This window comes from Bdellovibrio sp. KM01 (genome assembly GCF_013752535.1).
Taxonomy (GTDB): Bacteria; Bdellovibrionota; Bdellovibrionia; order Bdellovibrionales; family Bdellovibrionaceae; genus Bdellovibrio.
Genome location: NZ_CP058348.1, coordinates 1,848,223 through 1,866,332, shown reverse-complemented (window position 1 = coordinate 1,866,332; position 18,110 = coordinate 1,848,223). Strand labels below are relative to the sequence as shown.

Genomic DNA, 18,110 nt, shown 5'->3' with positions numbered 1-18,110 from the left:
CTAAAATTTAATATGTCTGAATACTATTCAACGATATCCAAGTGATAGCGTTTATTCAGTTTAGTACCTGCCGCGCGGATGATTGTTCTCATCGCAGCTGCAGTTTTACCTTGTTTACCGATAACCTTACCAAGATCTTCTTTATCTACTTTAAGAGCAAGTAGAGTCGTTTGCTGACCTGGAATTTCATCCACTTCAACATTCTCAGGCTTATCAACAAGGGACTTCGCCATGAATTCAACGAGGTCTTTCAAGCTATCCATATTACCCCCAACAGCAGTTATCTAAGTGATATTTTATCGCATATCACTCAGATGCCAACTATTTATTTACCTTGGGCCAACTTAATAACGTGTTTCACACGGTCAGTAGGTTGTGCACCTTTTTTGATCCAAGCATCTACTTTTGCTAGATCTAGATCGACTTTTTTGTCGTTACCGCGTGGAGTTGGATTGTAAACACCAAGGATCTCAAGGAATTTACCAGTAACATAGCGACGAGAATCCGCAACAGTGATGCGGTATTTAGGATCATGCTTAGCGCCCATACGAGCCAAACGAATTACAACTGCCATTTTTCTAAACCTCTTGTTCAAAACAGTAAGCTCAAGTGTGTACTGTGTTTAAAATAAAATATCAAGCCTTAAAATGGGAACTTCATCCCACCACGACCCATGCCCATTTTCATCATCCCGCTCATCATCTTCTTAGCGTCCTCAAACTGCTTAATCAGCTTGTTTACGTCAGAAACCTGAGTCCCCGAACCGTTAGCAATACGCGTACGGCGCGAAGCGTTAAGAATCTTATGGTTATTACGTTCTTGGATCGTCATCGAACGAATGATCGCCTCAATTTTTTTAATCTCATTATCCGGAGGGGTCATATTTTTAAGCTGTTTTGAAATCTCACCCATGCCCGGTAAAAATTTCAAGATAGTCTCAAAGCCACCCATCTTTTTAAGCTGCTGAATCTGCCCCAGGAAGTCATCCAGGGTAAATTCATTCTTCATCATCTTCTTAGCAGACTCGCGAGCCGCCTTTTCGTCCATCACCTCAGCGGCTTTTTCCACCAAAGAAAGAACGTCACCCATATCCAGAATACGACCTGCCAGACGATCCGGATGAAACACTTCAAGAGCATTCACCTTCTCGCCCACCCCCAGGAATTTAATAGGGATGCCAGTAACCTCACGAATTGACAAGGCAGCACCACCACGGGCGTCACCGTCTACTTTAGTAAGAACAAGACCGGTCAGATTTAAACGCTTGTGGAAGCCCTCTGCGACGTTCACGGACTGCTGCCCCAGCATGGCATCCGCAACCAACAAGATTTCTTGTGGAGCCCAGATGTCTTTCAGGCGACCTAGCTCACCCATTAATTCATCATCAACCTGCAAACGACCGGCAGTATCGACGATAACTACGTCGATCATATTGTCTTTTGCCCATTGTTTGGATTTTTCCAGAATCTCTTCTGGTTTCATTCCAATGGGAGTTGGAAATGTTGGGATGTTGTTTTGTTTACCCAATGTTTGAAGCTGATCGATCGCCGCAGGACGATAGATATCCGCTGGAATCAAACCTGGCTTTTTGCCTAATTTCTGACGGATATAAAGAGCCAATTTCGCAGAGGATGTGGTTTTACCCGCACCTTGCAAACCCACCATGAAAATAACACTTGGGTTTTCACGCACATTGATATCAACGGCGCCGCCACCCAAGGTTTGCACCAATTCATCATGCACGATTTTTACGAATTGCTGACCTGGGTTTACGTTCTGAAGAACATCCGCACCCAGTGCTTTGGTTTTTACGCGATCAACAAAGTTTTTTACGACTTTAAAATTCACGTCAGCTTCCAGGAAGCTTAAACGGATCTCTTTGATAACATCTTCGATGTTGGCTTCCGTGATCTTGTTTTGACCACGAACCTTTTTAAGGGACGCCATAATTTTATCAGATAAGTTTTCAAACATCGTATTTCTCCGAATGATCGAATTAATTAACCCAAGAGACGCTGATTCACAAAGAACTCAGTTTTACAATCAGCGTCAACTTGTCGAAATCACGCTACCAACGCTGGAATGACCCGCGTTTGAGGCTAAAATTTGCCAGGCCATAGAACACAATAAATCCCAGAACCGAAACCGGCACTGCGACTTCCATCCCCACGTCACTGACTCCAATCACGCCGTAACGAAGACCATTGATCAAATAAAGCAACGGGTTCATTTTTGAAAGCATCTGCCAGAATGGATGCAAGTGATCGATAGACAAGAACACCCCCCCTAAATATGTCAGAGGTAACAAAATGAATGCCGAAAATGCTGAAAGCTGATCAAACGTTGTCGCCCAGAATGCGACGGAAATTCCCAACAGAGCGAAAATCAATCCCGCAACAATAACGAAGAAAATCGCATACAGCGGATGAGCAATCGTTAGAATCTCGCCCTGCTGATACCAACAGAAAACGGAGCCTACGATATAAGTAATCAGCGCCACGATAAAGCCGCGAACTAAGGCTGCAAGACTCATGGCCCAGATAATTTCCTGATTACTGATCGGAGCCACGCGCAGATCTTCCAGGTCGCCTGAAAACTTCGACGAAACAATCGAAGAAGACGAATTCTGGAAAGCATTATTCATCAAGCCCATCATCATCAAACCAGGGATCAAGAATGAAAGATACTTTACACCTTGATGAGTCGGCATCGTGGCACCCAACGACACCCCGAAAATAAGCAAATACAGGAATGATGAAACAAAAGGTGTGACGATCGTTTGCACAATCACTTTTAAAAAGCGCGCAATTTCACGGCGAAAAAGAGCGATAAATGGAATCATCATTTGCTCACCACCTTCATAAAGGCTTCTTCCAAATTACCTTCTTCGATTTTCACGTCTTTGATTATATTTACGGGCACTTTGATTTCGCTTAGGAACTCACCCATTAATTTTCCAGGCGGCACCATGAACATGAACTCCAGGCCCTCCTGGAAGAACAGATACTGAGTATCGAATGCAAAAGATTCGGACAAAGTTAAACGAATTTTCTTTTGTGTGTATTTACGAACCAGCTCCTTGGTTTCACCCAAGGCTTCCAGATGCCCTAGATTGATGATACCGATACGATCACAAAGTTGTTCGGCCTCTTCCAGATAATGGGTCGTTAAAAGAATCGACATGCCCTCTTTGCGGAGCTCTTGTACGAACTGCCACAAGGTTTCACGCAAACCAATATCCACACCCGCCGTCGGCTCATCCAGCAAAAGCAAGCGAGGTGTGTGCACCAGGGCTTTAGCGATCATCAGACGACGTTTCATACCACCGGAGAGCTGTTTAACTTTCTTGTGGCGATGTTCATAAAGGGAAAGCTTATGTAACAGAAAATCAATACGGTCTTTGTTATTACGAATTCCGTAATAGCCCGACTGAAAATTCAAAATTTCATCAACGCTGAAAAATCCTGAAGTAATGACTTCCTGATGTACGACACCCAATTGTTGTTTCGTAAAACGCGGGCTTGCCACCACGTTTTGACCAAACACTTCAACCACACCACTTGAAGGTTCTTCCAGAGTTGTGATTGTCGAGATGATTGTGGTTTTACCAGCTCCATTCGGCCCCAGAAGACCAAAGATCTCCCCTGGTTTTACATCGAAACTCACACCCTTGACGGCCTCTTGGCCGCCTGGATATTTCTTTTTCAGATTATCAATTTTTAAAGGCAACATTAACGAGCTCTCGAAATACTTGTTTGGAATTCCACATCTGGATTTTCACGTTTCAGCCAGTTCAAATCCCACTCTTGATTCACCAACACCACCGGATTACCGATAAGGTCTTCCGCCATATTCGCGCCACCTTTAAGATGAGTAACCGCTTTGCCATCTGCAGTCCGCGGCCAACGGCACACGCTGTATGGCAGACGATTCAGTTTCACTTCCAAGTTGTACTCATCTTGAAGCCTGTGCATAAGAACTTCGAATTGAAGTTCACCGACCGCCCCGATGATCGGGTCTTGTGGACCAATGTGGGGTTCGATGAAGAGTTGGATCGCACCTTCTTCGGACAAGTGCTTCAAGGCTTCTTGAAGTTTTTGACGTTTCAAAGCATCGCGAACAGACAAACGACCAAACAACTCGGGTGCAAATTTCGGAATGTCTTCAAATTGCACTTTTCCAGAGGAAGAAACGCAATCCCCGATCGCAAAGTTTCCTGTATCGCCGACCCCAACGATGTCACCAGCGTACGCTTCATCAACAGTTTCTTTGTCGGCCGCAACGAATTGCGACGAGTATGAAAGACGAAGCTCACGCTCCAAACGATTGTGTTGCACTTTCATGCCACGTTCGAACTTACCGGAGCAAATACGAATAAAGGCAATACGGTCACGGTGACGACGATCCATATTGGCTTGAATCTTAAATACGAACCCTGTGAATTTTGCATCCAAAGGATCCATCTTTTGATCGTCTTTAGTTACGCGTGCCTGAGGTCCCGGAGCGTACTTGGTAAAGAACTGAAGGAATGTATCCACCCCGAAATTTTGTTTCGCAGAACCGAATGTCACTGGTGAAATTTGGCCTGTCAGGAATTCGTTTACATCAAATGGTGGGAGCGCACTCTCGATCAAATCCAGCTCTTCCAAAACTTGGTCTGCGGATTCCTTATCCAGATAGTTATAAAGAATTTGGTCGTCTTTGCCTTTTACGAATGGAATTTTTTGATAATCTTCCACTTCCTCACGGCGTTGATCGTAAATCCAGATTTCTTGAGTCAGACGATTGTAAATACCACGGAAGCGCTGACCAATACCCAAAGGCCAAGTCACCGGATAACATTGCATGTTCAAAGTTTTTTCAACTTCGTCAATCAATGTCAGAGGATCTTTACCTTCACGGTCGAGCTTATTTACGAATGTGAAAATAGGAATTTTGCGTAAACGACAAACTTCGTAAAGCTTCTTTGTACGTTCTTCCACACCCTTGGCAACGTCGATCAACATCGCCGCAGAATCCACAGCCATCAATACGCGGTAAGTATCCTCAGAGAAATCTTTATGTCCCGGAGTATCCAGCAGATTCACACGCAGATCATTATAATCAAACGTCATTACAGATGACGTGATCGAGATACCCTTTTGTCTTTCCAGCTCCATCCAGTCAGATGTCACAGCTTTAGAACCTGATTTACCTTTAACCTCGCCGGTTTCGTGGATCACGCCCCCGTGATAAAGTAGTTTTTCCGTCAGCGTGGTTTTACCAGCATCGGGATGCGAGATGATCGCAAAGGTACGGCGTCTTTGAATTTCTTTTTGAATCTGAGGTGTCGCTAACATACTTAAACCTTTAAATTGACTGTAAAAATCCGTTTTATTCGATCACACCCAGAGGGGCAAGGGAATCCCCTCCCGGGATGGAATTAACGCCCGCTGTCTTTTTACCTCTTGCGCGAGGGACCACCGGGGCATTATAACTCTCTTCGAACTAACAACTCCCCCTGGTTTGGAACCGGATAGGGACAACTGAAGGTGATAATATGACGACCGAAAATGCTCCAAAGCATTATGTTACGACTTTTTATAGCTTCCAAAAAATCGCAAATCCCGAACAAGTTAAATTAGATCTGGAAACCAAGGCTGAAGAGCTGAATGTGAAAGGTCTGATCATTTTAGGAACTGAAGGTTATAACTCCACGGTGTCAGCAGTTACCGCAGAATCTTTTGAAGCATGGAAGCAGTTCGTTCGCGAATATTTCCACAAGCCGACTCAGTTCTATAAAGATTCTTATTCTGACAAAGCTCCCTTCCGCCGCTTCAAAGTTAAAATCCGCGAAGAGATCGTGACGACAGGTATTCCTGAAATGCAACCGCCAGAAGGCGTGAACCATCATTTGACTCCGACTGAATGGAACAAAGTGATGAAGGAAGAATCTGATTACGTGATGATCGACACCCGCAACTGGTACGAGTACAAAATCGGCACCTTCAAGGGCGCTTTGAATCCAAATATCGAAAAATTCACAGACTTCCCCCAATACATCGAGGCTCAAGGAATTCCTAAGGACAAGAAGATGTTAATCTTCTGCACCGGCGGCATCCGTTGCGAAAAAGGCATTTTGGAACTTCAAGACAAAGGTTACGACAACGTATTCCAACTTGAAGGCGGGATTTTAAATTATTTAAATGAGTATCCAAACGATCAATACGAAGGCGAGTGTTTCGTATTCGACCACCGAGTGGCTGTTGATCAAGATTTGAAACCTTCGACAAAATACGGCTTGTGCCCTCACTGCGGCCAGCCATCTGAAATCAAAATTCAATGCTTACGTTGTGATGAACCGGGCATGGTTTGCGTGAATTGCTTTGAACTTGAGTTTAAAAAAGACACTTGTTCCAGAAACTGCGCTCACGGTCTGAAACTTCACCCTGGCAAAAAAGCTCGTAAGCAAATCGTTCCATTCAATATTGAAAAAATGAAGGCCGAAGGTATTAGTGACATTCCCACCATCCGTGTCAGCAAAACCAAAGTTGTTCAACTGAACGACAAAGGTGAAGCACAAACAGTTTCCACGAAAGAATAGTTTGTGTCGTCTGCGCTTAACTTTTATGAAAGCGCAGACTTTTCTTAATCACTCGGTCCACCATTTTGGTGGACATGAATTTCATAAATCCAGCCTGTAGCTTGATATTTTTACCCACAAGATAATTAACACGGGGAATTCGACTTTGAATGGCATGCAAAATCGCCATCGTCACATTTTGCACCGGCACTGCGTCCTTTGCAGTCTCGATAACACCTTCACGCAGAGCGGACAGCATTGCGCCGTAAACCTCGCGTACTTCAGGGGCAAGCTTTTTTGCAGCTTCGTCTGCAGCATCAATGGATTTCGACCAGATTTCCGTACGGATGGGGCCCGCTTCAATAAGAGATACATGCACCCCCAGAGGGGCCGTTTCGCGACGTAAACTGTCCGTAAAAGCTTTCACTGCAAATTTGGAAGTCGAGTACGGCCCCATAAAAGGCGCAGCAACTCGCCCACTGATGGAGCCCATATTAATCACGCGACCTTTGGTTTGACGAATTAGTGGTAAAAAGACACTCGTCATTTCGACCATGCCAAAAAGATTCACATCAAATACTTTTTTCCATTCCTCGATGCTCAGGCCCTCTATCGGCCCACCGAAGGCAATTCCGGCGTTATTTACCAGAATCAATTCCTGATTTTTGTTCATCTCGCTTTGAACAATTTTGAACGCCTTTTCGATATCATGCGCGTTGGTGACATCAAGCTTAAGCACCGTGAGTAAGCCGCCAAAATCCTCGGTCAACCTGTCCAGTGATTCAGGCTTGCGGACTCCCGCCCAAACCTTGTAGCCCTTTTCACAAAGGGTTCTGGTAAGATCAAATCCAATTCCTGTTGAAGCGCCCGTGATCAAAACTTGTTTCAAAAAGTTCTCCTTTTAGAACATACCCTTGCTGACCAGTTCTTTCAGCCAACTATCAGTCACCATCAGCGAGTTCTTAGAAAACTCGGACTGGACGTGAGCACGATATTTCGGGTCGAAACCAATTGATTTTGCGTCTATACCAGCATCTTGCAGGAATTTTTGCATTTCTTGAACTTGCTCTTCAACATTCAGACTTTGATTTTCCGTCAGACTTTTTTCCATCTGCTCACAGAAGTTCATCGCTGCATTGTCATTGGCAAGCTGCGGGTTCAACGCCACGGCCTTTGCAAACATATGCAGATTGTAGGACTTTTGGACCACCTGATTCATCTCTTGTGTGTTATTGCGAAGGAAATTCGCTGCCCGGTAAGCTTCTTTGTAAAACTCTGCTTTTTGAAACAAACTATCGTCGCCTTGGGCGTTTTGCGAAAGCTGAATCATCTCTTTTACACCCGGCGCGCGAAACACGTATCGCAAAAAGGGAGCAACCGATTCCAGTACGGGATCTTTTTGTGGCTTAACAATGGAATCCAGGAATTTAACTGCGGTTCTGTCGGTTCGCTTGGGAAAGAAACCACTCTCCCCGGCACGGGCAAGATCGCGGCATGCTGAAACAACTGGCGCATCAGGATTAGCGAGATCGTTTAAGATCACGTACATATCCATTTTGGTGGTTTGATGATGAGTTTTCGTTTCAGTTTGGGCAGACAGCTCTTGTGTCGCCTGCTTTTCTTCGACGGCATAAGTGTCTTCGATTTTCGTTGGATGTTTCGCTTCTGCAAGTTGAGCTTTTTCTTCCAATTTACTCGCTGACGAATCCAAAACTTGTTTTACTTGGGAAGGTCCCGGAAGCTTTGTTAGGAGCCATACTCCCAAAATTCCAAAAACGACGATGACGGATGAAACGCAAATTGCTGTGATTTTAAGAAGTTTTTTCCAATTCATGCCTTCAACTAGAGCACAATCGCCTTGGATGAGCAAATTAGAGGCAATGATACGAGGAGCCATTTCATAAATTAACAAATGAGTGATTGACCCAGGGTGGTTAAGTGACTACAACTAACTGCTCAGACATTCACTTGTCACTGTCGCGGGGTGGAGCAGTCTGGTAGCTCGTCGGGCTCATAACCCGAAGGCCGTAGGTTCAAATCCTGCCCCCGCAACCAATAAAGGCTCCAAGGTAAACCTTGGGGCCTTTTCCATTTTTACAGCTTTGTCTGTTCAATATCAGCATTTACATCTCAATTATCCACACCTAAACTTAAAACATGAAAACATTTATTGTCTTTATTCTTTTGCTCCCAAATCTTGCGATGGCTGCGATGATGAACTGCGATTTTAGTTTCTATGGAGCTCCGGCAGGAACTGTTCGCATGGAACTTTCCCCTGAAGGCGTTCCAGCTGATCACGCATCAGTCGCTCTTTTTCAAACTCCTGCGAAGGACGCTCCGGTTACGGCGCTGACACCGGAGAGTGGCGAATTATTGAATGTGATCTTCTTTAAAGACGATCCTCAAAATGAAATTCATATGAAGGTTCAGCTGCCCGTCGCAAATGGTCCCATGAAATCCAAACTAATCAATCCCTCCATGTCTGGACCGACGCGCGAAATTCCAGGAACCTGCAAGTTTTAAATTTTGGAGAACGCATGAAAAGATTTTTAGCGACCTATATGGGATCTCCGAACTCCTCCAAAAAGGCTGAGTGGGACAAACTCCCCGAAGAAAAAAGAAAGTCCTTAGAAAAAGCTGGCATGGAAGCTTGGCAAAAATGGGGACAAGAGCATCACAAAGAGATCGTGGATATGGGCACTCCCATCGGCAAAACGAAATTAGCCAATAAAGATGGCGTTTCCGACTCTCACAATATGATCACTGCATTCACAGTTGTCGAAGCTGAATCCCACGAAGCAGCTGCAAAAATGTTTTTGAACCATCCGCATTTCACAATCTTTCCTGGCGAGTCTGTGGAAATCATGGAATGCCTTCCGATGCCCACACAGAAATAAAGACCCGTCGACACAAACTCCGACTGGAACTTTGTGTCGATACTCATTTGTGTTAGACAAGGTTACATTATAATCCTACCTTTTGACTATCAAAGGAGACTTTATGATGTACGATACTCTTGTAGTTCAATTCACGAAAATGCTCGGCAACCTGAATAATTTCTTAGACAAAAGCGCTCAATTTGCTGATGCAAAAAAGTTCCAACCCGAAGTTCTATTGAACTCTCGCCTGGCGCCGGATCAATTTCCCTTGATGCGTCAGATTCAGATCGCTTGCGACACTGCGAAGCTTGCGTCAGCTCGCTTGACGGGTATTGAAGCTCCTGTCTTTGAAGACAAAGAAACAACTCTTCCTGAAATTAAAGAACGCATTGCAAACACCATCAAATATCTGCAGACGCTGAAGCCTGCGAACTTTGAGCAAGCGAAAACAAAGCAAATCACCAACCCGCGCTGGGAAGGTAAACACATGATGGGTGAAGACTACGCAAATGAGCACGCCATTCCAAACTTCTATTTCCACATGACGACGGCTTACGCGATTCTTCGCCATAACGGCGTAGACCTGGGCAAAAAAGATTTCTTGGGAACACTTTCCCTTAAGTAATCCGCCCCGAATTTATTTCTGGAAATTAAGGCCTCGACTCTAAAGTCGGGGCCGATTTTTGTAAGGTCTCATTTTTGCGCTGATTGAATTGCCGAGTTTCATCGTGGGTGTACGCTGATGTCATGCAAACATCCACACCGATCACAAAAACTCTCCTGACTTCGATCGTTATTCTTTCGTTGGGTCTAGTAAGCCTTTGGGTGCTGTCGCCCTTTATTCCGTCCCTGTTTTGGGCGGCGATGATAACCATCACAACATGGCCTCTTTTAGAAAAACTCACACGCAGAATGGGCGGCCGACGTGGCCTCGCCATCACGATCATGATGATTGCTATGGCAGCACTCGTTATCGCTCCCATAGGAGCTGGCGCGTACATTCTTTTCACTCACGTGGATGACGGCATCGCCTGGTTACGAGAGCTTCCCAACAAACAACTGCCGCCACTGCCTGAATTTGTAACGACAATGCCTTTGGTTGGACCAAAAATCAGTGAAAAGTGGGCCGAGTTTGGAGCTAAAGATCCGACTTACATCACAGAACAGGTTCGTGCGTTTTCTCTGTCTGCCATGAACTATATGGCAACTGCTGCCAAGGAAGCATCACTGTTCTTCGTCTATCTTTTGCTAACTCTGGGGTTGACAGGATTTCTGTATGCCACAGGTGAAACCGCCGCCAATGGAATTCGAAAATTCTTTATTCGCCTCGCGGGAGAACGCGGAGATCACGCCGTCATTTTAGCGGCACAATCCGTAAAAGCCGTCGCTATGGGCATCGTTATCACTGCTGCAATTCAGACAGCATTAGCAGGTATCGGTCTTTTTCTGACAGATGTTCCATTGCCCGGAGTTTTAACCGCAGTGGCTTTTATTCTTTGCATTGCTCAAATTGGTGTCATCATCCCGATGCTGATTGCAGTGGGTTGGCTTTATTTTAAAGATCAAACTGTCGTCGCAACAAGTCTCTTGGTTTGGGCATTGTTCGTCACAGCCATTGATAATTTTATAAGACCCGTTTTAATTCACAAAGGTGCAGATCTTCCTATGATTCTGATTCTTGCGGGGGTCATCGGAGGTTTATTATCTTTCGGACCCATTGGCCTTTTTATTGGACCCGTCATCTTAGCTGTGACTTACCGACTTTTGGAATCCTGGGTGACCGAACAAAGAATTGAGTTGGAGTTAGTCGCGAACATCAAACCGTTGCCACATGCAATAAGGCCAAAAGTCACTCCTCCTTCTAAAGAAAAACCCTTGGATCATTGATCTAAGCTGGGAAAATAGAAATCAAAACATAGGAACTGTGATTAAGCCCATCAAGTTTAATTACCGACTGTTTCTCGATCCGGACAGTGTCTTCAGCATGAATCATCAAATCCTGAACATTCAAGCGCCCCCGCAAACAAAAAATAAAATGAATTCCATCTTCCAGCGACAACTCAGCAATTTCTGAAAGATTCAAGACTTTCATTTCTGCACGCACAGAATCTCTTTTAAAGATGACTCCCAAATCAACAACAGGACCTTCAATAAGCTCAGCTTGAATTTCTGTTTCACCGGCGAATGAAATAACCTGAAGAGGCAATAAATGACTTCCATTCAGGGAAAGTCCCGCCCCCTGAGTCACCATCAACAAACGATCACACCCAGAAAATTTGGAAAATGGATCATTGCTATTAACTTGTGCCGAACTGATTCTCCATGAGAAGTTATCAGGAAATGACGAGCCTTCGGGTCCTAACGCAATTTGCGAAGTCAGACCCTTTCCATTTTTCCAAGGCATAATTTTATAGGAAGCTTTTGGCAAATAAGTGATCATTCCAAAATACTAATTCAGAGACTCGCCTCACGCAAATCTTCTGAAAAAGGAGCCTTCCATAAATGACTCATCTCCGTGCAGAACTGATCAAAACTCCTCGCTGCCACTCCCCGAACTTGCTGATTGCTAGGATGAACCATCGCGGTCATGCCTTCTCTGGCAGCACGATGAAGGCTTAAATAGGCATCAGTCATCCACGAGCTTAACCCTTCTCGCACAAGACGATGCTGGGTCGCTGCCTCGGTCACCGGAACATAGGTCACCCGTCGTCCCAAGGTTCGCGAGATTTTCGCTAAGACATCTTCGTTGCTTAAAGCCTCTGGCCCCGTCAGATCAATCACGCGATTCTCGTACAACCAGGGATTTTCAATCACCTTGATTGCCACATCTGCGATATCGCGCACATCCACATAGGAACTTTTTGCTTCACTTTCAGGCAGAAACAAAGCTCCCTGTCGAATCGACTCCGTATGGCGAGTCACGAAATTCTGCATGAATACATTCGGCCGCAGAATCACCAAAGGAATCTTACTCTCTCGAGCCATCTCTTCGATTTCGCCATGCATCCGGTGAAGTAGAAAATGCGACTCCGTATCCGCTCCCATAATGGAACTTAAGATCATAAATTTAACGCCCGAATTTTTAGCAGCAAGTATCGCATTTTGAGCATAAAGCAACATGGACTCAGAAATCGGCAAAAGCAGAAACAGGACATCGATATCCCTCACTGCCTCTTGTACCAAAGATTTCTGTCCCAAGTCCCATTGCAGATGCCGCACCTCAGGGGTAAAGACTGACTCCTGATGACTAGCAGCAACAAAATGAGCCCGCCTATCATGAAGGCGTCCCACCAACTCACGGCCGATACTTCCGGTGGCACCGGTGACTAATACTTTTTCTTGCATAGGTTCTTATTATCTCGGAAACGCGCCTTATTGGGGAGGTGTATATTAGCAAAGGTCCGCTTGACTCCCCTCTGGTTTCTCGATTTAGTTGGGTGGTGAAATTCTTTACCGAGAACCTCAAGGTTTTTAAAAAAGTTGCCTTTCCTTTATTCATCCTTGTGGTGCTGTCTACTAACATCGACCAGTTTCTAAATATCAAAGTCGAAGACGCTTTACGCGATCCTTTGGGAGCCGCTCCGCAAGTTTATTGGTTTGGATTTTTGTCAGTTATCAGCAGCATCATCTTTCCGATCCTTTTGATGACGACCACTTTGTACGCCATGCAAGTCAGTCGCTTCGTTGAAAGCTTGAACGACTTTTACGCCAAGTACATCAACCAGATTTTTATCGAAACACTTCGCACTTGGGGCAAAACCCTCATGTGGTCCCTGTTGTTCATTGTTCCAGGCATCTGGAAGTATCTTGAGTACAGCCTGGTTCCAATGGTGGTCACAAGCTCCACTCGCTATGACGAAGGCAAGATCGATGCACTAAAAGCCTCTTCGTATGTTTTTAGAAGACACTGGTTTAAAATCATCGGTATTCTTATTTTCTTCCATCTTTTTATTCCACTCCTTTTGGCGAGCGTATTTGATTCCTATCGCTTGCTATGGAAGACCCCCGTGGCAAGTCTTCTTTTAAACTTGCTGGACACTTATTTGCTTATTATTTCAACTCAGCTTTTATTTAATGTATTTCAAGACGAGGTAAGACGACATGACTCTCATGTTTAATTGGAAAGATATCAAATCGCGCGGCAAAGGTTTAACCTTTGATGATGTTCTTATTATCCCGGTACGTTCAGATGTGCGCTCCCGTCGCGACCCCCAATTGACGACGAAAGTAACTCGTAACTTTACAATGGACACTCCCATCATCAGCGCCAACATGGACATGGTGACAGAGTTCGACATGGCCCTGGCGATGCACCAATTGGGTGGCATGGGCATCCTTCACCGCTTCCTTCCAATCGAAGAGCAAGCTGCGCAAGCACGTCGCTTGAAAGAAGCAGGTCTAAAACTTATTTCTGCAAGCGTTGGCGTGGGTGAAGAGTTCAAAACTCGCTCGAAAGCATTGGTTGAAGCCGGCGTGAACATCATCACGATCGACATCGCTCACGGCCACTCCGTGCAAATGATGGAAACGATGAAATGGCTTAAAGATACATATCCAAAAGTTGATTTAATTGCCGGCAACATGGCAACTCCAGATGCAGCTCACGATCTGATCGAAGCTGGCGCTGATGCTATCAAAGTTGGTATCGGACCAGGATCCATGTGCACAACTCGCATCATCACGGGATGTGGAGTTCCTCAATTAACAGCTATCGCTTTATGCGCGGAAGTTGCTGCGTCCCATGATGTTCCTGTGATCGCTGACGGCGGTATCCGTACTTCTGGCGACATGGTCAAGGCATTCGCAGCTGGCGCAAGCACAGTGATGCTTGGATCTATGCTTTCTGGGACAATTGAAACTCCGGGAGAAATTAAAAACGGCAAAAAGCAATATCGCGGCATGGCTTCTAAATCCGCACAAGAATCTTGGCGTGGTGGCGTTCCAGAAGGAATGGCTCCAGAGGGCGAATCAACTCAAGTAAATGTCAAAGGACACGTTAAAGACGTTATCCACGAAGTCACGGGTGGCATTCGTTCCGGCATGAGCTACATCAATGCAACGAGCATTGCTGAGATAAAAGAGAAAGCCCTCTTTATGGAAATGTCTTCCAATGGTATCTCTGAGTCTCGCGCACACGGAGTGAAGTAAAAATGGATTCCAGACCCATAGGGGTATTTGATTCAGGCATCGGGGGCCTCACTGTTCTTAAAGAACTGGCCCTGCAGTTTCCCCAGGAGAATTTTCTCTACCTGGGCGACACCGCACGCCTTCCCTATGGATCCAAATCTGCGCACACCATTCGCAAATACTCAGAGCAAAATATTTCGTTTCTAAAACGACTCGATGTAAAAGCCATCGTGATTGCGTGCAATACAGCCTCCACACAAGTTCCGGAACCAGAGCTTGAGGGGCTTCCAATTTATAACGTGATTGGTCCTGGTGCTCAGCGAGCCATTGAAGTAAGCGAAACCAAACGGATCGGCGTTCTCGGAACCAGAGCGACCATCAACAGCAAAGCCTACAGTCATAAAATTTTAGAGTTAGAACCCACTGCTCAAGTAATTGATCAAGCTTGCCCCCTTTTCGTGCCTTTAGCGGAAGAGGGTTGGGATTCTGATCCGGTCACGAATCTCATTGTGTTCCGATACTTAAGCCAGATCCTTCAACACTCGATTGATACCTTGATTTTGGGATGCACACACTATCCCTTGTTGAAAAATTCAATCGCCCGAGTGACAGGTTCATCCATTGAATTGGTGGACTCTGGCGAGGCCATTGCTCGCTGGTTAAATCGCGACTTTAGCAAAAATCGCTTACAAATGAATTCCAAAGACAACCGTCAGAAGATTGAAATCATGACGACCGATTCTTCAGCACATTTTACCGAGATGGCTCTTAAGATTTTGAAACCCATCAAAGCTGATGAGTTTCGAGTGGTGGACTTGGTTTAGATACAGACTTCTAAAGGAAGTTCCTGAAGATTATACGTGCTCGCCATCGAGTAACCATAGGCCCCGGAATCCAAAACAGCCAAGAAATCTCCCTCTTTAACTTCATCCATTTCATAGTCTTTCAAAAAGAAATCTGAAGATTCGCAGATAGGACCGACGACATCGCACTTGATTTGTTTTGCTGACTTTATCAAAGGCTTGATCAAGTGTTCCGCTTCATAAAGCGAAGGACGAATCAGATGGTTCATTCCCGTATCCACGATGATGAAAGTTTTCGCAGAGGTCTTTTTCACATATTGAACTTGAGTCAATAAAGTTCCAGCGTGAGCGACCAACCAGCGACCCGGCTCTGATTGCAGCTCGCACTTTAGATCCGAAAGAATCTCTTCAGTAATTCCCGCATATTCTTTTAAAAGACGCGCCTCCATCTCCAGATCTTGTTTTTCATAAACAACTCCCAGGCCGCCACCGAAATCAAAACGACGAAGGGTCGGGAAGTCTTTCTGCAGGGCTTTAAACACTTCCTTAAGCTTCATCAAAGCTTCCTGGTAACCAGAAAACTCCAACATTTGAGATCCCAAATGCAAACTCACACCGACGAGCTCCAACGAGTTCGCATATTTTTTCAAACAGGTCGTCAACTCTGGAATCATAGACAGTTCCATACCGAATTTATTATCGCGCAATCCCGTCGCAATATAGGGATGAGTTTGAATACTCACATCAGGATTCAAGCGCAAAGCCACATGAGCTTTTTTGCCCAATTTTTCAGCGATTTCACCGATACGCTCAAGCTCGGGCAAGCTTTCCACGTTGATCTGCAAAACGCCGAGTTGAAGCGCTTCTGTAATTTCATGGCGAGTTTTTCCAACGCCAGAATAAACGATGTCCTCAGGCAGAAAACCACTTTCTAAGGCGCGTTTGATTTCCCCCAAGGAAACAACATCGGCCCCCGCACCAGCTGACTTCAAACATTGCAAAACCTGAGGATTCGGGTTGGCTTTCACGGCGAAATATAAACGCACGCCAGCAAGAGCTTCTGCCATCTGCTTAAAGCGGCTGCGAATGAAATCAAGGTCGTAGACATAGATCGGGCGAATGTAGTTCGCACATAATGAAGATAATTTCTTTTTACCGGGCCCAAAATGAAGCTCATTATTGATGTATTCCACAAAAACCTCGTGCTAACATCATTGCCGAACAAAGGACGTTTGTCATGAAAACTTCTATTTTTACTTACACCTCCAAAGGCATGCCAGTACTGGCTTACGAATTCGGAAACGGCCCGGGTCCCGAACTGCTGATCCTGGGTGGCGTGCATGGCGATGAAATCGAAGGCGTAATCTGTGCTCAAGAACTTCTTAAGCACTTCATGAAATCTTTCGATCACAAATTCACTTTGACTGTGGTCCCTCAGTTCAATCTCGAGGGAGTCATTTACAAAACTCGTGGCAATGGTAACGGTGTTGATTTGAATCGCAACCTGCCAACGAAAGATTGGTCTCCGGAAATCAAGACTCCTCGCTATCATCCGGGACCCAAAGCGGGCAGCGAAACTGAGAACCACGGCTTAATGACTTATCTTGAACAGAAAAAACCAAAACTGGTTCTTTCGCTTCACTCTTGGCAGCCCGTTTTAAACGTCAATGGTGACTGCTACGAGTTTGCAAATGTACTAGCTAAGCATACAGGTTATAAAATCGACGATGACATCGGCTACCCAACTCCGGGCTGCCTTGGCACTTATGCGGGCCTTGAAAGACCGTGCCCGACTTTGACTTACGAAATTGAGCGCGGCCAATCAGCTGAAGACATTATTAAAATCCACGTTCCGGCAATTCTGGACGCTTTGAAAGTTTACGACAAGTAAGGAGACTCCGAGATGCAACAATCTGTTGAACAACTCTATACAGAAATTCAAAATGGCAAACGCGTTGATCAATTGATGGCGAATGACCTTAAAGTGATCTTTGAAGTAATCGAAGGTCTGGATGCAGGCCGCTTGCGCGTAGCTGAAAAAAAAGACAAAACCTGGATTGTGAATGAGTGGGTTAAAAAAGCCATCCTTCTTTATTTCCGCGTTCAGCACATGACCGTGATGCAAGCCGGAGACTTTACTTATTTCGATAAAATCCCAGTAAAAAAATGGTCTGAAGAAGACGGCGTGCGCGTGGTTCCTCACGCATTGGCACGTAAGGGTTCTTTCATCGAAAAAGGTGCAATCTTGATGCCTTCTTACGTAAACATCGGTGCTTACGTGGGTGCTGGCACAATGGTCGACACCTGGGCTACTGTGGGCTCCTGCGCTCAGATCGGTAAAAACGTCCATCTTTCTGGTGGCGTGGGCATCGGTGGAGTTCTTGAACCCGTTCAAGCTTCTCCAGTTATCATTGAAGACAATGCATTTATCGGCAGCCGTTGTATCGTTGTTGAAGGTGCTGTAATCGAAGAAGGCGCGGTTCTTGGAGCGGGCGTTACAATCACGGCGAGCACAAAAATCATCGACGTCACAGGCAACAAACCTGTTGAAAGCAAAGGTCGCGTTCCAGCGAACTCGGTCGTCATTCCAGGAACGCAAATGAAAAAGTTCCCAGCTGGCGAATTCGGCGTTCCTTGCGCATTGATCATTGGTCAGCGCAAACCAAGTACGGATCTTAAGACATCCTTAACCGATGCTTTGAGAGATTTCCAAGTCAGCGTTTAGATTTAAAAGACACC

At 45.3% G+C, this 18,110-nt stretch carries 21 protein-coding genes and 1 tRNA gene; 11 read left to right on the top strand and 11 right to left on the bottom strand.

Annotated features, from left to right (window positions below; all coding sequences use genetic code 11):
* Positions 1 to 23 precede the first annotated feature (23 nt).
* The 6 genes from HW988_RS09125 to HW988_RS09100 all read right to left on the bottom strand — a co-directional run bounded on the left by HW988_RS09125 (position 24) and on the right by HW988_RS09100 (position 5,339).
* Positions 24 to 263 carry a KH domain-containing protein gene (locus HW988_RS09125; RefSeq protein WP_038446499.1) on the bottom strand — a complete coding sequence of 80 codons (240 nt, stop codon included), beginning with the start codon at positions 261 to 263 and terminating at the stop codon, positions 24 to 26.
* Positions 264 to 325: 62 nt separating this feature from the next.
* A complete protein-coding gene (gene rpsP / locus HW988_RS09120) occupies positions 326 to 574 on the bottom strand; it encodes a 30S ribosomal protein S16 (RefSeq protein WP_181607379.1) in 249 nt (82 codons plus the stop codon).
* A gap of 68 nt (positions 575 to 642) precedes the next feature.
* Positions 643 to 1,974 (bottom strand): signal recognition particle protein, encoded by a 1,332-nt coding sequence (ffh, locus tag HW988_RS09115; RefSeq protein ID WP_181607378.1) that lies wholly within the window; start codon positions 1,972 to 1,974, stop codon positions 643 to 645.
* 94 nt (positions 1,975 to 2,068) lie between these two features.
* Positions 2,069 to 2,845, bottom strand: a complete 777-nt coding sequence (locus HW988_RS09110) for an ABC transporter permease (protein ID WP_255490289.1) — start codon at positions 2,843 to 2,845, stop codon at positions 2,069 to 2,071.
* Positions 2,842 to 3,732: an ABC transporter ATP-binding protein gene (locus HW988_RS09105; protein ID WP_181607376.1), complete on the bottom strand. Its 891-nt coding sequence runs from the start codon at positions 3,730 to 3,732 to the stop codon at positions 2,842 to 2,844. The genes HW988_RS09110 and HW988_RS09105 overlap by 4 nt, the downstream gene beginning before the upstream one ends.
* A complete protein-coding gene (locus HW988_RS09100) occupies positions 3,732 to 5,339 on the bottom strand; it encodes a peptide chain release factor 3 (protein WP_181607375.1) in 1,608 nt (535 codons plus the stop codon). The genes HW988_RS09105 and HW988_RS09100 overlap by 1 nt, the downstream gene beginning before the upstream one ends.
* 200 nt (positions 5,340 to 5,539) lie before the next feature.
* On the opposite strand from HW988_RS09100, the gene HW988_RS09095 reads away from it, so the two are divergent.
* Complete coding sequence (locus tag HW988_RS09095) at positions 5,540 to 6,583, top strand: rhodanese domain-containing protein (RefSeq protein WP_181607373.1); 1,044 nt, start codon at positions 5,540 to 5,542, stop codon at positions 6,581 to 6,583.
* A 16-nt stretch (positions 6,584 to 6,599) separates the two neighbouring features.
* On the opposite strand, the gene HW988_RS09090 is transcribed toward HW988_RS09095, so the two are convergent.
* Entirely contained in the window at positions 6,600 to 7,451 is an 852-nt protein-coding gene (locus tag HW988_RS09090) for an SDR family oxidoreductase (protein ID WP_181607372.1), read from the bottom strand.
* Positions 7,452 to 7,463: 12 nt separating this feature from the next.
* Positions 7,464 to 8,396: a hypothetical protein gene (locus HW988_RS09085; RefSeq protein WP_220128846.1), complete on the bottom strand. Its 933-nt coding sequence runs from the start codon at positions 8,394 to 8,396 to the stop codon at positions 7,464 to 7,466.
* A 144-nt stretch (positions 8,397 to 8,540) separates the two neighbouring features.
* On the opposite strand from HW988_RS09085, the gene HW988_RS09080 reads away from it, so the two are divergent.
* The 5 genes from HW988_RS09080 (at position 8,541) to ydiK (ending at position 11,328) form a co-directional block, all read left to right on the top strand.
* A tRNA-Met gene (locus HW988_RS09080) sits at positions 8,541 to 8,617 on the top strand.
* Positions 8,618 to 8,719: 102 nt separating this feature from the next.
* Positions 8,720 to 9,085: a hypothetical protein gene (locus HW988_RS09075; protein WP_181607368.1), complete on the top strand. Its 366-nt coding sequence runs from the start codon at positions 8,720 to 8,722 to the stop codon at positions 9,083 to 9,085.
* Between the two features lie 14 nt (positions 9,086 to 9,099).
* Positions 9,100 to 9,459 (top strand): hypothetical protein, encoded by a 360-nt coding sequence (locus tag HW988_RS09070; RefSeq protein ID WP_181607367.1) that lies wholly within the window; start codon positions 9,100 to 9,102, stop codon positions 9,457 to 9,459.
* Between the two features lie 103 nt (positions 9,460 to 9,562).
* A complete protein-coding gene (locus tag HW988_RS09065) occupies positions 9,563 to 10,066 on the top strand; it encodes a DUF1993 family protein (protein WP_181607366.1) in 504 nt (167 codons plus the stop codon).
* Between the two features lie 122 nt (positions 10,067 to 10,188).
* Positions 10,189 to 11,328: an AI-2E family transporter YdiK gene (ydiK, locus tag HW988_RS09060; RefSeq protein ID WP_181607364.1), complete on the top strand. Its 1,140-nt coding sequence runs from the start codon at positions 10,189 to 10,191 to the stop codon at positions 11,326 to 11,328.
* A gap of 1 nt (position 11,329) precedes the next feature.
* On the opposite strand, the gene HW988_RS09055 is transcribed toward ydiK, so the two are convergent.
* Both HW988_RS09055 and HW988_RS09050 read right to left on the bottom strand, forming a co-directional pair.
* Entirely contained in the window at positions 11,330 to 11,881 is a 552-nt protein-coding gene (locus tag HW988_RS09055; RefSeq protein WP_181607362.1) for a HutD family protein, read from the bottom strand.
* Between the two features lie 14 nt (positions 11,882 to 11,895).
* Positions 11,896 to 12,786 (bottom strand): NmrA family NAD(P)-binding protein, encoded by an 891-nt coding sequence (locus HW988_RS09050; protein ID WP_181607361.1) that lies wholly within the window; start codon positions 12,784 to 12,786, stop codon positions 11,896 to 11,898.
* Positions 12,787 to 12,881: 95 nt separating this feature from the next.
* On the opposite strand from HW988_RS09050, the gene HW988_RS09045 reads away from it, so the two are divergent.
* The 3 genes from HW988_RS09045 to murI are packed head-to-tail and all read left to right on the top strand — an operon-like array spanning position 12,882 to position 15,392.
* The gene (locus tag HW988_RS09045; protein ID WP_181607359.1) at positions 12,882 to 13,559 is read left to right on the top strand and encodes a hypothetical protein; all 678 of its coding nucleotides are present in this window, start codon (positions 12,882 to 12,884) and stop codon (positions 13,557 to 13,559) included.
* Complete coding sequence (locus HW988_RS09040; RefSeq protein WP_181607357.1) at positions 13,552 to 14,589, top strand: guanosine monophosphate reductase; 1,038 nt, start codon at positions 13,552 to 13,554, stop codon at positions 14,587 to 14,589. Before HW988_RS09045 ends, HW988_RS09040 begins: the two co-directional genes overlap by 8 nt.
* 2 nt (positions 14,590 to 14,591) lie before the next feature.
* Entirely contained in the window at positions 14,592 to 15,392 is an 801-nt protein-coding gene (gene murI, locus HW988_RS09035) for a glutamate racemase (RefSeq protein ID WP_181607356.1), read from the top strand.
* Here murI and lysA read toward each other — a convergent pair.
* Positions 15,389 to 16,564, bottom strand: a complete 1,176-nt coding sequence (gene lysA, locus HW988_RS09030) for a diaminopimelate decarboxylase (protein WP_181607354.1) — start codon at positions 16,562 to 16,564, stop codon at positions 15,389 to 15,391. The genes murI and lysA overlap by 4 nt on opposite strands.
* On the opposite strand from lysA, the gene HW988_RS09025 reads away from it, so the two are divergent.
* Positions 16,558 to 17,262, top strand: coding sequence for a M14 family zinc carboxypeptidase (locus tag HW988_RS09025; RefSeq protein ID WP_370468162.1), 705 nt, complete (start codon positions 16,558 to 16,560; stop codon positions 17,260 to 17,262). The genes lysA and HW988_RS09025 overlap by 7 nt on opposite strands.
* Positions 17,263 to 17,274: 12 nt before the next feature.
* Positions 17,275 to 18,096 carry a 2,3,4,5-tetrahydropyridine-2,6-dicarboxylate N-succinyltransferase gene (locus tag HW988_RS09020; protein WP_181607350.1) on the top strand — a complete coding sequence of 274 codons (822 nt, stop codon included), beginning with the start codon at positions 17,275 to 17,277 and terminating at the stop codon, positions 18,094 to 18,096.
* The last annotated feature ends 14 nt before the right edge of the window (positions 18,097 to 18,110 follow it).